The following is a 14,642-nucleotide window of genomic DNA, read 5'->3' on the forward strand; positions in this document are numbered from 1 at the left end:
GAATATGACGCCTGTTCAGGCGTCGATGGCACGTGCCAGCGCGATATAGTCCTCGACGGTCAGTGTCTCCGCGCGTCGCGTGGGGTCGATACCGATGCTTTCCATCGCCTCGGCCGCGCCCGGCACGCCCTTGAGACTCTGACGCAACATCTTGCGGCGTTGGCCGAATGCGGCGCCGGTGAGCCGCTCGATCGTGCCGACCGATACGTCCGCCGGGGCCTCGCCGGGTTCGATATGCACGACCGCCGACATCACCTTGGGCGGTGGCGTGAAGGCGGATCGATGCACGTTCATCGCGAGCCGCGCGCTTGAGCGCCACTGGGCGAGCACCGCGAGCCGGCCATAGGCTGAGGTATCCGGACGTGCCACAACACGCTCGGCGACTTCCTTCTGGAACATCAGCGTCAGCGACTTCCACCAGGGCCGCCACTCCGCGCTCGTCAGCCAACGGACGAGCAGCGCGGTGCCGACATTATAGGGCAGATTGGCCACGACATGAGCGCCGGTTGCTTCGCGCACTTCATCAATCTTGAGAGCATCGTCTTCTATCACTCTCAATTTACCCGGTTTCCACTCGTCAAGTTCCGCGAGCGCGGGGATGCAGCGCCGGTCGCGTTCGACCGCGACAACCCTTGCGCCCGCGCGGAGCAGCGCACGCGTCAGCCCACCCGGACCCGGACCGACTTCATAGGCGGTCTCGCCGTCGAGATCGCCGGGAATGCGCGCGATCCGGTCGAGCAGTTGCTCGTCGAGCAGAAAGTTCTGGCCAAGCGCCTTGCTCGCGGCAAGGCCGTGGCGCGCGATCACGTCGCGCAGCGGCGGGAGCGCGCTCACAGCGTGTTGGCGGCGCGGTGCGCTGCGGCGCTGGCGGCCATGCGGATGGCGGCGATCATCGCGCCGGGATCGGCGGCGTTGGTGCCGGCGATGCCGAAGGCGGTGCCATGGTCGGGCGAGGTGCGGACAAAGGGCAGGCCCAGCGTCATATTGACGCCTTCGTCGAAATGCAGCGTCTTGAGCGGGATCAGCGCCTGATCGTGATAGAGGCACATTGCGACATCGTAGGTCGCACGCGCGCGGGGATGGAACATGGTGTCGGCCGCCAGCGGACCGATTGCGTCGATCCCACGATCGCGCAGAATCTCGATCGCCGGGATCAGGAAATCGATCTCCTCGCTGCCCATCGCGCCGTTCTCGCCCGCATGCGGATTAAAGCCGGCAAAGGCGAGCCTCGGCGACTCGATCCCGAAATTGCGCGTGATCCCCTTGGCGGTGACGAGGCTCTTGGCCACGATCATCTCAACCGAAAGCACGTCGGACACGTCTTTCAGCGGCATGTGCGTGGTCAGCGGCACCACTTTCAGCGTCGGCCCCGCGAGCAGCATGATCGCGTTCTCGCGTGCTATGCCGCAGCGCTCGGCAACGAACTCGGTCTGGCCCGGGTGGCGGAACCCCACATCATAGAGCTGCGCTTTCGACACGGGCCCTGTCACCAGCGCACCCGCTGCGCCCGAACGCGCAATTCCCGCCGCCATTTCGAGCGAATCGAGCGAGCAACGCGCGCCCTCTGCATCGGGCTTTCCCGGGATGATGGCGCCGCCGTCCTCGAGCTGGATCAGCGGCAGTCCATCGGCGAAGGCGCCAGAGGCCTCGGCCGGGTCGGAAATGCGCATGATCGGGCCGTCCCACACCGCCGTGATCGAGCGCCCGTCACCCACCGCAAAGAACGGCGCAAGACCGCAGTCAGCGCGCCGTTCCCAGGCCTTGGCAGTGATCTCGGGACCAATACCCGCCGGATCCCCGAGCGATACGGCAATCGGGTTCACGGGCGCCCCTCCCTGTTATTGATAGTCGACCACCGCGTCGCGTCGCAGATCGCGCAGATACCGTTGCGCGCGCCGGTTGATCCGCTCATCCTCGAGCTGCGCCATGATCCGGTCGAACGACGGGCCGCCGGCCGCCTCGGGATCGTCGCGACCGCACATGACGAGCACGCGCACGCCGTCCTCGAGCGAGCCGAAGGGCTGGGTGGTCTGCCCGACCTGGAGGTTGAGCAGGATCTGCTGAAGCTGCGGGGGCAGGTCGCGCACGCGCACCTGATCGTTGTCGACGACCTCCGCGCCGAGCGAATCGGCGATCGGCTTGGCAGCGCCGCAACCCGTGATCTTCTTCGCCTCTTCGGCGAATTTGGCGACAAGCGGTCCCGCCTGCGCCTGCGTCATCCCCTTGGGAAAGCTGATCGAGAGCTGCTTGAGGCTGAGCACCGCGTCGCGCGGATCAGCGGTGAGCACCTGGCGCTGGTCGATCAGCAGCAGGATCGAGACGCCACCCGGAACCTGGATCGGTCCCGAGACCTGGCCGACGCGCATCGTCTGCACCGCCTCGGCGAGCGTTTCGGGCAACTGGCCCGACCGGATCCAGCCGAGATCGCCGCCAACCGCGGCGGTCGATGCCTCGGAAAACTGCCGCGCATAAGCCTGGAAAGATCCACCCTGCTGCAACTGCTGCAGGATGCGCTGTCCGTTCTGCATCGTTTCCTGCATCGTCTCGGGCGTGCCCGACAGGAAAATCTCGCCGACGCGATATTCGGCGGCGCCCTTGGAGGCGTTGAGGCGGTCGATGATCGACTGCACTTCTTCCTGGCCGACGTTGATGAAGGGCGTGACCTTGCGCCCGAGGACGCGTTGCCAGGCGAGTTCGCCTTCGATCTGGCGCTTGATCGAGCGCGAGGAAGAACCCTGTTCGCGCAGATAGTCGTTCATCTGCTGTGGCGTGCGCTTGTAGTTCTGCGCGATCAGCGCATAGCGCTGGTCGACCTCGGCCGGCTTGACCTCGACCTCAGCGGCCTTCGCCTCCTGGATCTGGAGCGTTTCGTCGATCAGGTTGCGCAGCACCTGCATGCGCAGGCGCTCGCGCTCCTCCGCGCCGACCCGGCCCTGGTTGGCGAACAGCACCAGCGCCAGCCGCTGGTCGACGTCGGTCGCGGTGATGATCTCGCCATTCACGATGGCGGTCGGCTTGTAAACGTTGGGCTCGCTCTTGCCGAACACCTGCAAGTTCTGGGGAAGCTTGAGTTGGGTTGCGGGTGCGTCGGCCGCATCCCCCGCGGCCTGCTGTGCAACGGCGGTGCCGGCGATCAATGCCCCCGCCAGAAACAGACCGGCACGCATCTTTCTGCCGGAAATTCGTGCCATCATTCTGTGGCTCACTCCAATATCTGATCTTGCGCCGTACATGCTACAACGCGACTGAACGAAGGCTTACAGGCCCAATTGCTTGAAAGCTACCCGGAACAGGAATGTGTTTCCGCGCCGGACGTCCCCGGTGGTCTCATAGTCGCGGCGCCACGTCAGGCCAAGCTCGAGGCACTCGTCCGCATAGGCCACGCCGAGCCGGTGCCGAACCGGCTCATAGCCATCGGCCAGCGACAGCGGATCTTCCTGCTTGTTGGTCAGGTCGATCGTCGTCGATCCGAAAACGGACCAGTAGCGCGCAAACGCGACGCGCCCACCGACGCGAATCTCCTCGCGGTCGCGCAGATCCTCCAATGTGGCATCGACATCGCGGTTGAGCCGCAGATAGCCGACCATCGCATAGGTCTTGTCGCTGCCCACCGTTGCGTCGATCTCGTTGCGGCGGACCGCAAGGCTATCCTTGTCGAGGCGGAAACGGTGGGTGAAGCTCACGAAACGTTCGAACTTGATGACCGTGCGGCCGACGATGTCCGAGGTCTTGTTGGTCAGCCCGGTGCCGTCGGGAAACAGCCCCGGCTTGGCGGAGAAGCGATAGCTTTGCCCGACAAGGCTGTTGATGCTGAGCCCCGGACGCTCGAGCGCCCATTCGAGGCCGTAGGTGACGCGCGTTCCATCCTCATAGCGGTCATAGCCCGGAAAGCGGTTGAGTGCGAAGAGGTTGCTGTCCTCGAGATCGACCGCGCGGGCATCCTCATTGGGCACGTCGAGATTGCCCGTCACCGGCGAGGCCACGACCTGGACGCGCGGCGTCAGCCGTTGCGTGCCGCCAAAGGCTTCACCGACAAAGGGCCAGCGGACGTCGACCGCGAAGGATGCGATCGAACGGAAGCTCCATCCCGGTTCGCCGCGATAGGCGGGCATCAGCGTGCGCAGCGTCTCGTCCGTGTGATAGGCATCGCTGCGCGCATAGGCGGTGAAGGTCACTTCCTGCCCCAGCGGCGTCAGCTTGCGCAGATCCCAGCGGACGCCGGCAAAGGCGCGCTGCGTATCCTGCCCCGAGGTCCGCGCGAGGAACAGCGTATTGCCCTGCACCTCGATCGTGCCGCCGAGCACCGGTTCGCGGACGCGCTGGCGATAGTCGATCACGGGGAGCGCGATCGGTTGCTGGCCCTGCACGTCGCCGGGGCGCAGCGTCTGTACCGCCCAGCCCGCGAACGAGAAATAGCTGTTGCTGTCGATCCGCTCGATATTGACTACCGAACGCAGCCGGTCGTCGCGCGAAATGTCGTAGCGGCGCAGGAAGGTGTCGTCGCTGGTGAGTCGCAACGACCCCGTCAGGCTCCAGTAAGGATCGAACTGCAGCTTGCCGCTGGCATCGAAATAGCCTCGGAAATCCCTGTTCCCGCTCGTCGGCTCACCGATCAGTTGCCGCGTGCTGTAGGTGGCGTAACCCGTGGCCTGAAACGCGCCGAGATCGGTGAGCGCACGGAACTGCGCCTGCATCATCGGCAATACGTCGCTGTAGATGTGCGGGGTCAGCGTCAGATCGCGATCGGGCGCGAGGCGAAAATAATAGGGCACCGCAACCTCGAAGCCGTTCTCGCTGTCGTAGCGCACGTCAGGTACAAGCAATCCCGAGGCGGCTTCGTTCGCGGTGGGATGTGCCAGCCCGGGTAGCGGGATCAGCGGCAGCCCGAACAACTCCAGCCGCGCACCCTTGTAGCGGACGCGCTTCTTCGCGGAGTCATAGACGACGCGCTCAGCGGTAATCTTCCAGCTCGGCGTTTTGGGGCAGCCATTGTCATCGACCACGCGGCACGGCGAATAGGCCGCACGATCTAGCGTATAGACGTCACCGCTGCGCGTGCCCTTGGCGGCAGCCATGCGCCCGCCTTCCTCCATCACGACGAGCAGGTCCTGCACCACGCCGTCGCGCAGCGTGTCGGTCAGTTGCACCGAGTCGCCATAGGCCGTGTCGCCGCCCGGATTGGTCACGGCCACATTGCCTTCGGCGCGGACATCTCCGGTCTTGCGGTTCCAGATCACCTTGTCGGCGCGCAGCCTGTTGCCCTCGCGGAACATGCGGACATCGCCTGAGGCGGTCACGACATCCGCCTCACTGTCATATTCGAGATTGGCCGCGCTGAACGTGATTTCCTCGTCGTTTGCCGGCGTTTGTTCGGCTGACGGCGGAGGGGGCGGCGGCGTTGTCGGTTGCGCCAGCTCCTGTGCCATCGCTTCGGCCGACATCAGGGCGAAAGGGAGCGCGGCCGAGAGGAAGAGGTGTAAACGCGTCAAACTATGCCCCACAAACGGCGTTGCCCTGAACAATGCCCGCATATCGCACCGTAATCGCGCGGCTGCAACGGCTGGAAATTCCGGTTTTGCCACCGGCGCCACACTGGCCTAGTAAGCGCTCGATCCAATATGCTTGCCGAATTGAAAGGTCAGGTTCCCCATGCGTATCCTCTTTGCCGATGTTCAGCCCCAGGGCGAGTTCGCGCTCGCCCTGCCGGTGCGCAAGGGCGCCGATTTCCCGGCAGCCTTTCCCGGGCTCGATGCGGGCGGCGTCGCGCTGACCAAGGGCGCGGCCACCGCGGCGCGCTTCGATGGTGACACCGCGGCGACCGCCGAGCTGGTGGTCGCACAGGGCAGCGCGACGCGCCGCGTGGTGCTCTTCGGCATCGGCGACAAGGGCGAGGGCGCGGCATGGGAACGCGCGGGCGGTGCGCTCGCGGCGCGGCTGCTGGTCTCCGGCGAGAAGCGCCTCGTCGTCGACCTTACCCCGAACGGTGTCGGCGCAGAGAACGCCGCGCGCCTTGCGTTCGGCGCAGTTCTGCGCGGCTGGCGTCATGACGTCTATCGCACGCGCCTGCCCGAAAAGCAGAAGCCGACGCTCGAGGAAATCGTGATCGTCGGCGCCGGCGCCGATGCCGCCAAGGCGTGGGAACGCTGGTCGGCGCTTGCCGAGGGCGTGATGTTCACGCGCACGCTCGTCACCGAACCCGCCAATATCATCTATCCCGAAAGCTTCGTTGAACGCTGCCAGCCCCTGAAGGAACTCGGCGTCGAGATCGAGGTGCTCGACTGGGATGCGATGGAAAAGCTCGGCATGGGCTCGCTGCTCGGCGTCGCGCTCGGTTCGGCGCGCCCGCCGCGGCTGCTCGCGATGCGCTGGGACGGCACCAATGGCGCCGAGAAGACCCCCGTCGCTTTTGTCGGCAAGGGCGTGACCTTCGATACCGGCGGCATCTCGATCAAGCCCGCCGCGGGCATGGAAGACATGAAATGGGACATGGGCGGCGCTGGCGCGGTCGCGGGCACGATGAAGGCGCTGGCGCTGCGCAAGGCCAAGGCGCACGTCGTCGGCATCTGCGGCCTCGTCGAGAACATGCCCGACGGCAAGGCGCAGCGTCCCGGCGATGTCGTCACTTCGATGTCGGGGCAGACCATTGAAGTGCTCAACACCGATGCCGAAGGGCGTCTGGTGCTGTGCGACGCAATGACCTGGGTGCAGCGCAAATACGCGCCCAAGGTGATGGTCGACCTCGCGACGTTGACGGGCGCGATGATCATCTCGCTCGGCAACGAGCATGGCGGCATGTTCTCGAACGATGACGGCCTTGCCGACCAGCTGCTCGCCGCGGGCAAGGAATCGGGCGACCCGCTGTGGCGCTTCCCGCTGTCGGATGCCTACAACAAGCTGATCGACTCGCCGATCGCCGACATGAAGAATGTCGGGCCGCGCGGCGCCGGTTCGATCACCGCGGCGCAATTCCTCCAGCGCTTCGTCGACGACGGCGTCAAATGGGCGCATCTCGACATTGCGGGCATGGTCTGGGCCGACAAGGCCGGGTCGGTCTGGGACAAGGGCGCGACGGGCTTCGGCGTCCGCGTGCTCGACCGCTTCGTCGCGGATAACTTCGAACGCTGATCCCACCGTTTTCTCGCGTCATGCCAGCGAAAGCTGGCATCTCCGGCAGGATAAGGCGCGCACTGGTTGACAGACCAGCATCGGGTTGAACATGCCCCGCATGTTCAAGGATCATCCGGGGACGATCCGACCCGATGCTCTTTCGCTGGGGTGACGCCGAGATTGAGGTCATGCAGGTCGATTTCTACCAGCTCGAGGCGCGCCCGGTGGAGCAGGTGCTGCCGCGTATCGCGGAACGGCTGCTCGAATCGGCCGCGCGCCTGCTGGTCGTCGCCGAGGACGATGCGGCGCTCGAACGGCTCGACGCGGCGCTGTGGGCGTATCGCGGCGACGCCTTCCTCCCGCACGCCATAGCCGGGCGCGATGTCGATGCCGAGCAGCCCGTTCTGTTGTCTCGCACGCTCGATGCCGCCAATGGCGCGCGCAATATCGCGCTGGCCGACGGGGTCTGGCGCGATGAGGCACTGGCCTTCGATCGCGTCTTCTACCTGTTCGACGGCGAGACCGTTGACGGGGCGCGCGCTGCCTGGCGCGCGCTTGGCAGCAGGGAAGGGCTCGAACGGCGCTTCTGGAAGCAGGATGAGAACGGCCGATGGAGCCAGGTCGCCTGACTCATTCCCTCGCGCACCTTGCGATGCAGCAAAAGCACGGCTAAGGCGCGCCAAAATTCCCGCAAACCAGTTCAATGGAGTGAACGGCAATGGCCGCCAATCGCACTTTCTCGATCATCAAGCCCGACGCCACCCGCCGCAACCTGACGGGCGCGGTCACGAGGATGCTTGAAGAGGCCGGCCTGCGCGTCGTCGCGTCGAAGCGCATCCAGATGACCAAAGAGCAGGCCGAAGGCTTCTATGCGGTCCACAAGGAGCGCCCCTTCTTCAACGACCTCGTCAGCTTCATGATCTCGGGCCCCGTCGTCGTGCAGGTTCTCGAGGGCGAGAACGCCGTCCAGCGCAACCGCGACATCATGGGCGCCACCAATCCCGAGAACGCCGATGCGGGCACGATCCGCAAGGAACTCGCCGAATCGATCGAGGCCAACACGGTCCACGGTTCGGACAGCGACGAGAATGCGGCGATCGAGATCGCCTATTTCTTCAAGCCCGAAGAAATCGTCGGCTGACATGCGATGAAACGGCTCGGGCTGATCGGCGGGCTGAGCTGGGAAAGTACCCGGCTCTATTATGACGCGATCAACCGGGCCGTTTCGAAGGCGCTCGGCGGCGCCCATTCCGCCGATATCGTCGTCGTTTCGCTGGATTTCGCGCCCTTCGCCACCATGCAGGCCGAGGGGCGATGGGACGAGATAGGCCAAGCGCTTGCGGATGCCGCGCAAGGGCTCGATCGCTACGGTGTCGACGCGATCGCCATCGCCAGCAACACCATGCACAAATGCGTCGACATGGTGAGCAATGCGGTGTCCGTGCCGCTGGTCCATATCGTTGACGCACTGGCCAAGGCGCTTCTCAGGGACGGGCGTGCCCGGCCGCTCCTGCTCGGCACGCGCTTCACGATGACCGAGGCTTTCGTCACCGACCGTCTCGTTGCAGCGGGGATCGATCCGATGATCCCGGCATCCGCCGATTGCACGCGCATCGACGCCATCATCTACGACGAACTCGTCAAGGGCATTGTCCGCGACGATTCGCGCAACGCATATCTCGCGATCATCGAGGGCGCCCGGGCGTCGGGCGCAGACAGCGTCATCCTCGGCTGCACCGAGATCGGCATGCTGGTCAACGCAGCCAACTCGGCACTGCCGGTCTATGACACGATGCAGATCCACGCCGACGCGATCGTCGCTTTCATGCTCGGGCAAGACGGCGCGTGAGCGCTGATAAGACCCGTTCGGCAAGCTTGTCCGCGACGCGCCCTGCATCACCGCCGCAAGGTCTGGTGATCCGGCGGTGCACCGCGGATGACGCGGAGGCGCTGTCGCTGATCGGCGGCGCCACCTTTCTTGAAACCTTCGCCAATTCGATCGAAGGCCCCGATATCATCGCGCATTGCCGCGGGCCGCATGGTGCCGCAGCCTATGAGAAATATCTGGCCGATCCCGAGAGCCGCTGCTGGCTCGCGGAAATCGCGGAGACGGGCTCCCCGATAGGCTACCAGCTGCTGACCGCGCCCGATCTGCCGATCGAGATCCTGCCCGGCGATATCGAGCTCAAGCGCATCTACATCTTCTCCAACTACCACGGTGGTGGCCTTGCCCGACGGTTGATGGAAACCGCGATCGAAGAGGCCCGAGCGATGTGCCACAAGCGGCTGCTGCTCGGCGTCTATGCCGAAAACCCGCGCGCGATCGCCTTCTACACCAAGATGGGCTTCGAGATGGTCGGCGAACGCTGGTTCACCGTGGGCAGCCGGGACTTCTACGACAGGGTGATGGCGCGGGCACTTTAGGCGGCCGATTGACGGCTCAAGCGCGTTCGCTTCGCATTTCTTCGTTTCGGCTGCCCGCTGGCAATGCGCCGGAGAGCCAAGCGGCGACGTTGAGCGCGTAGCGATGTGTGTCTGCCAGTGCCTCGGGGACGCGCTTCATGCCGTCGCCCGGCGGTTCGCTGACGAAACTCGGGCAGCCGGAAAGCGGATCCCAGTTATAGTCGGCGAAGTGATGGAAGGTGCTTTGCGCAATCCCGGGACCCCGGCGCTCTCCCGGCTCGAATGCCACCGCGATGTTGAAATCAAGGTCGGTGATCTTGCTCCTTCCCCTGACGATCACGCGGGCGTTCTCTCCTGCGGGTGCACCGACTCCGCCCTCATGGGGATGCGCCGGCAACCGCCTGATGGCGCCGGTTGGCGACCCTTCGTCGGCAAGCACGGGGTGTGCGGGGCCAACGACTTCAATTTCCTGAAAGTCGCCATTGGATCCGGAGTGGAAATTCGGCCAGCTGATATAGGTCGTGTGGGGATCGTCGATCTGGTGTTTCCGCCTGTCGGGATCCTGGTTGCGCGAATGAAAGTAATGCGCCTGGCCAACTCCGCCCAATGTGCACACCGATGAACCCAGATCCATGTGATCGCGCGTGACCAGCAGGCCCCGACCGCTCTCGTAAAACCGCGAGATTGCGGCGCAATCCGCTTCGGTCAGGCCGTCGCCGACATCAACGGCAAACAGCCAGAGCTGGTCGAAGTCACTCGCGTCGATTGTCGACAGGACCGAATCCGGCTGCCCTGGCGGATCGCGGTCGCGCATGGTGACTTCGTAAAGCGCATTGCCATCTTCGTCACGCTGCGCGCGAAGAAGCTCCCCGAGGAGGCCGAAACGTGCGATCGACCAGTCGTTGTCGCTCGGCGTGATCGTCGTCTGCAGGAGAATTTTCTTCGATCGGATGTGCATGACACCTCCTTTGCAAGGCATTCGATCCTGATTGGCGCATGCTTTCGAACATAGCGGCTTTGGAAATGGCTGCGCACGCTCTGAATCGTTATTGAAAGTTCGGCCAGACCTTGCTGCCGCCTGAGCCTACTCCGCCGCCGACAGCCATGGCAAGCCGCGCTGGGCCGGCTTCAGAACAGCAGCGCCAGCTTCTTCGGCGCGACCATCCGCCAGCTTGCGGCCAGCTTTTCCTCGACGCGCTCCCAATCGACATCGCCGCCGTCGAGGCGGATGCCGATCCAGCCCGAGGGGCCGAGATAGGGTGGCCTGTAATAGATATCGGGATCGGCCTCGATCAGCATCATCTGTTCCTCGGGGCCGCCGGTCTTGACCAGCACCGAGGTGATGCCGTCGCCATGATGATCATGGCTGAAATAGGCGAAGAACTTGCCGCCCTCGATCAGGAAACCGGGTGCACCGTGCGAGCTCTTCTCGGCCGTCCTGGGCAGCGCCAGTGCGCGTTCGCGCACCTGATCGAGCAGCCAGTCGCGACTGGTCTCGCGGCTCACCAGTTCGGCGAGCATGCGCGGATAGAGCTGGTGTTCGGCGATCAGCACGCGCGCGGCGAGCGTGTCGGGGGTGTCGCCGGGCAGGATCGCGACCTCGGTCTGGCCGAGCACCGGCCCGTCGTCGAGCTCGGCGGTGACGATATGGACCGAGCAACCCGCGACGCTGTCCCCTGCCTCGATCGCGCGCTCATGCGTGTCGAGGCCTTTATATTTGGGAAGCAGGGAAGGGTGGATGTTGACCATCCGGCTCGCCCATTTGCCGACGAATTCGGGCGAAAGCAGGCGCATATAGCCCGCAAGCGCGACATATTCGACGCGCGCCTTGCGCAGCTCGGCGTCGATGATCGCATCGAATTCGGCGCGCTTCATGCCTCTATGGCTCTGCGCGAAGGTCGCGATGCCCTCGGCCGCGGCGAGCTTGAGTCCGGCGGCATCGGGATCGTTCGCGGCGACGAGCGCGATCTCATAGGGGCAGTCGGGGCGTTTCGACGCATAGAGCAGCGCGGCCATGTTCGAGCCGCGCCCCGAGATCAGGACGCCGACACGCCTCTTTTCAGCCATGGTGCGTTGCCGACCAGGCGTTGCGCGCACTCCAGGTTTCGGCGGCGCCCGTCACCGTACAGCCCTTTTCGCCCGCCTCGATACGGCCGATGCGGAACACCGTCTCGCCGGCGGCTTCGAGTGCCTGGGTGACGCCCGCGACATCGTCTTCGTCTACCACCAGCGCCATGCCGATGCCGCAGTTGAAGGTGCGCGCCATTTCCTCGGGCTCGATATTGCCCTGCGCCTGCAGGAACGCCATCAGCCGCGGCTGGGGCCAGAGCGTTGCGTCGACATGCGCGTGGAGGCCTTGCGGAAGCACGCGCGGAATATTCTCGAGCAGGCCGCCGCCGGTGATGTGCGCGAGCGCCTTGACCTTCCCCGAGCGAATCTCGGGGAGCAGCGACTTCACATAGATGCGGGTGGGCGCCATCAGCGCGTCGATCAGCTTCACATCCTGATCGAACAGCGCAGGGCGATCGAGCTTCCAGCCCTTGTCCGCGGCGAGGCGGCGGACGAGCGAGAAGCCGTTCGAATGCACACCCGAGGAGGCGAGGCCGAGAATCACCTGACCCGCGGCGACGCGGTTTCCGGTGAGCGCCTGCTCGCGCTCGACTGCGCCGACGCAGAAGCCCGCGAGATCATAGTCGCCATCGGCATACATGCCCGGCATTTCAGCGGTCTCGCCGCCGATCAGCGCGCAGCCCGCCTGACGGCAGCCTTCGGCGATCGAGGCGATGACGCGCTCGGCGACACCCGATTCGAGCTTCCCGGTCGCGTAGTAGTCGAGGAAGAACAGCGGCTCGGCGCCCTGCACGATCAGATCGTTGGCGCACATCGCGACGAGGTCGATTCCCACGCCGTCATGGTGGTTGTGGTCGATCGCGAGCTTCAGCTTGGTCCCGACGCCGTCATTGGCCGCCACCAGCAGCGGATCTATGTAGCCAGCCGCCTTCAGGTCGAAAAAACCGCCAAAACCGCCGAGTTCGGCTTCGGCGCCGGGGCGGCGCGTGGCCTTGGCGAGCGGCGCGATCGCCTTGACGAGTGCGTTACCCGCGGCGATCGAGACGCCCGCCTTGGCGTAGCTGTAGGATTCGGTTTGACTGTCTTTTGAGCTCATATGACGCGCCTACTCATATCGGGCTTGGATTTCCACGCCCAACTCGCCAAAAGAACGCCGTGACCCTCGCCCAACGTCTTTTCCGTCCGCTTCCGATCGTGTCCGCGCTCCTCCTCCTCGGCGGCGCCAGCGTCGCCGTCCTCGCGCAGATCGAGGGCAGCGACCGCGGCGTCATCCCGATCGATACCTCGGGAAGCCTCGAGGTCACGGGGGTCAAGGTCGACGTCTATGGCAAGACCGCGGACGCCGCACGCTATGGCGGATGGCGGCTCGCGCAGCGCAAGGCGTGGAAGGCGCTCTGGGAAAAGCATCACCCCGGCACGGGCGCGCCGGGCCTGCCCGACAGCACGCTCGATTCGATCGTCGGCGGCATCGTCGTCGAGGACGAGCAGATCGGCCCCAACCGCTATGTCGCGCGCCTGGGTGTCCTCTTCGACCGCGCGCGCGCCGGCCAGATTCTGGGTGTCGGCGGTGTGACGACGCGTTCGGCGCCGTATCTTGTCCTTCCCGTCCAGTGGTCGGGCGGACGGCCCGAAAGCTTCGAGCATCGCACCGAATGGCAGCAGGCCTGGGCGCGCTTCCGCACGGGATCGAGCCCGATCGACTATGTCCGCCCGAGCGGCACGGGTTCGGATCCGCTGCTGCTCAACGCGGCGCAAGCCGAACGACGCAATCGCGTGTGGTGGCGCGCGATCCTCGACCAGTTCGGCGCGGCCGATGTGCTGGTGCCCAAGGTGCGGCTCGAACGGCAATATCCGGGTGGCCCCGTCACGGGCCATTTCACTGCGGGCTTCGGCCCCGACAGCAAGATCCTGACGCAGTTCGCGCTGCGCGTCCGCAATCCGGGCGCGCTCGGCCAGATGCTCGACGAAGGCGTGCGCCGGATCGACGCTGCCTATGCAGCGGCGCTAGGTGACGGGCGCCTGCGCCCCGATCCGACGCTGATCATCGAGGAACCCGTCGATCCCGACGCGATCGAGGAGGCGATCGAAACGCCGCTCGAGACCGACGGCGCGCTGACCAGTGGAGCTGCCGTAACGACAACGGTCATGATCCAGTTCGAGACACCCGATGCGGGCGCGGTTTCGCGCGGCGAATCGGCGATCCGCTCGGTACCGGGAATCAGTGGCGCAACCACGACCAGCTTGGCGATAGGCGGCGTCTCGGTCATGCGCGTGACCTATGCCGGCGACATCGCGACGCTGCGCGCCTCGCTCGCCGCGCGGGGATGGCAGGTACAGGAAGGCGCCGGCGTGCTCCGCATCCGTCGCGGTGGCGCGCAACCGGCGCCGCAGCCTGCCCAACCCGCCAGCGGCAACGTGACGGAACGCTGAGCGGCGCATGAGCCAGATCGCGCTGCCACTCGACTGGCCGGCCGACGAAACCGACGCGGACTTCATCGTCAGCCCGTGCAATGCGGCGGCGGTGCGCCATCTGGAGCATGTCGGCACCTGGCCCGTCTGGGCGACCTTGCTCACCGGGCCGCGCAAATCGGGGCGCAGCCTGCTCGGCCGCATCTTTGCGCTGAAGTCGCACGGCACACTGATCGACAATGCCGAGGAACAGGCCGAAGACCGCATCTTCCACGCGTGGAACATGGCGCAGGAGACGCGGCGGCCGCTGCTGATCATTTCGGATCGTGCCCCGCCCGAATGGCGGCCGCGCCTCGCCGATCTGCGCTCGCGGCTCGCCGCAACCCCGCAGATCCGCATCGAGCAGCCCGACGATGCGCTGATCGACGCGCTGATCGAACGTCTGCTCGCGCAGCGCGGCATCCTCACGCGCCCCGACTTCCGCGCCTATGCGACCGCGCGGATCGAGCGGAGCCATATCGCGGTGATGCGCTTTGTCGATCTCGTCGACCATCTCGCGCTCGAGAAACGCGGGACGAAAATCGCGATTCCGCTGGCGAAACGCGTGCTTGCCGAGATGGGTGTAATCGACGAGTCACCAGTTTTGCTCTAGA

14 protein-coding genes are annotated in these 14,642 nt (G+C 65.5%); 7 read left to right on the forward strand and 7 right to left on the reverse strand.

What is annotated here, in order from left to right:
- Positions 1–15 precede the first annotated feature (15 nt).
- From rsmA to AC3WJD_RS00415, 4 genes are all read right to left on the reverse strand, one after another.
- On the reverse strand, positions 16–834 hold the full coding sequence (gene rsmA, locus AC3WJD_RS00400; RefSeq protein WP_492743477.1) for a 16S rRNA (adenine(1518)-N(6)/adenine(1519)-N(6))-dimethyltransferase RsmA: 819 nt from the start codon (positions 832–834) through the stop codon (positions 16–18).
- A complete protein-coding gene (gene pdxA, locus AC3WJD_RS00405) occupies positions 831–1,823 on the reverse strand; it encodes a 4-hydroxythreonine-4-phosphate dehydrogenase PdxA (RefSeq protein ID WP_492743479.1) in 993 nt (330 codons plus the stop codon). Before pdxA ends, rsmA begins: the two co-directional genes overlap by 4 nt.
- A 15-nt stretch (positions 1,824–1,838) precedes the next feature.
- Complete coding sequence (locus AC3WJD_RS00410; protein WP_492744065.1) at positions 1,839–3,191, reverse strand: peptidylprolyl isomerase; 1,353 nt, start codon at positions 3,189–3,191, stop codon at positions 1,839–1,841.
- Positions 3,192–3,257: 66 nt separating this feature from the next.
- A complete protein-coding gene (locus AC3WJD_RS00415; protein ID WP_492744067.1) occupies positions 3,258–5,441 on the reverse strand; it encodes an LPS-assembly protein LptD in 2,184 nt (727 codons plus the stop codon).
- Positions 5,442–5,649: 208 nt separating this feature from the next.
- On the opposite strand from AC3WJD_RS00415, the gene AC3WJD_RS00420 reads away from it, so the two are divergent.
- The 5 genes from AC3WJD_RS00420 (at position 5,650) to AC3WJD_RS00440 (ending at position 9,531) form a co-directional block, all read left to right on the forward strand.
- Complete coding sequence (locus AC3WJD_RS00420) at positions 5,650–7,125, forward strand: leucyl aminopeptidase (RefSeq protein WP_492743481.1); 1,476 nt, start codon at positions 5,650–5,652, stop codon at positions 7,123–7,125.
- Positions 7,126–7,295: 170 nt separating this feature from the next.
- Positions 7,296–7,736, forward strand: coding sequence for a DNA polymerase III subunit chi (locus AC3WJD_RS00425; protein WP_492744069.1), 441 nt, complete (start codon positions 7,296–7,298; stop codon positions 7,734–7,736).
- An 89-nt stretch (positions 7,737–7,825) separates the two neighbouring features.
- A complete protein-coding gene (gene ndk / locus AC3WJD_RS00430) occupies positions 7,826–8,248 on the forward strand; it encodes a nucleoside-diphosphate kinase (protein ID WP_492743482.1) in 423 nt (140 codons plus the stop codon).
- A 6-nt stretch (positions 8,249–8,254) separates the two neighbouring features.
- The gene (locus AC3WJD_RS00435) at positions 8,255–8,956 is read left to right on the forward strand and encodes an aspartate/glutamate racemase family protein (protein WP_492743484.1); all 702 of its coding nucleotides are present in this window, start codon (positions 8,255–8,257) and stop codon (positions 8,954–8,956) included.
- Positions 8,953–9,531: a GNAT family N-acetyltransferase gene (locus AC3WJD_RS00440; protein ID WP_492743485.1), complete on the forward strand. Its 579-nt coding sequence runs from the start codon at positions 8,953–8,955 to the stop codon at positions 9,529–9,531. The genes AC3WJD_RS00435 and AC3WJD_RS00440 overlap by 4 nt, the downstream gene beginning before the upstream one ends.
- A 16-nt stretch (positions 9,532–9,547) precedes the next feature.
- Here the strand turns inward: AC3WJD_RS00440 and AC3WJD_RS00445 are convergent, their stop codons facing one another.
- The 3 genes from AC3WJD_RS00445 to purM form a co-directional block, all read right to left on the reverse strand.
- The gene (locus AC3WJD_RS00445) at positions 9,548–10,468 is read right to left on the reverse strand and encodes a hypothetical protein (protein ID WP_492743487.1); all 921 of its coding nucleotides are present in this window, start codon (positions 10,466–10,468) and stop codon (positions 9,548–9,550) included.
- Between the two features lie 170 nt (positions 10,469–10,638).
- Complete coding sequence (purN, locus tag AC3WJD_RS00450; protein ID WP_492743488.1) at positions 10,639–11,577, reverse strand: phosphoribosylglycinamide formyltransferase; 939 nt, start codon at positions 11,575–11,577, stop codon at positions 10,639–10,641.
- Positions 11,570–12,676: a phosphoribosylformylglycinamidine cyclo-ligase gene (purM, locus tag AC3WJD_RS00455; RefSeq protein WP_492743489.1), complete on the reverse strand. Its 1,107-nt coding sequence runs from the start codon at positions 12,674–12,676 to the stop codon at positions 11,570–11,572. Before purM ends, purN begins: the two co-directional genes overlap by 8 nt.
- Before the next feature lie 59 nt (positions 12,677–12,735).
- On the opposite strand from purM, the gene AC3WJD_RS00460 reads away from it, so the two are divergent.
- A complete protein-coding gene (locus AC3WJD_RS00460) occupies positions 12,736–14,010 on the forward strand; it encodes a heavy-metal-associated domain-containing protein (protein ID WP_492743491.1) in 1,275 nt (424 codons plus the stop codon).
- A 7-nt stretch (positions 14,011–14,017) separates the two neighbouring features.
- The gene (locus AC3WJD_RS00465; protein WP_492743492.1) at positions 14,018–14,641 is read left to right on the forward strand and encodes a P-loop NTPase family protein; all 624 of its coding nucleotides are present in this window, start codon (positions 14,018–14,020) and stop codon (positions 14,639–14,641) included.
- Position 14,642 lies beyond the last annotated feature (1 nt).

The sequence above is a fragment of the Sphingobium sp. FW306-1B-F04DB genome, from assembly GCF_058781925.1.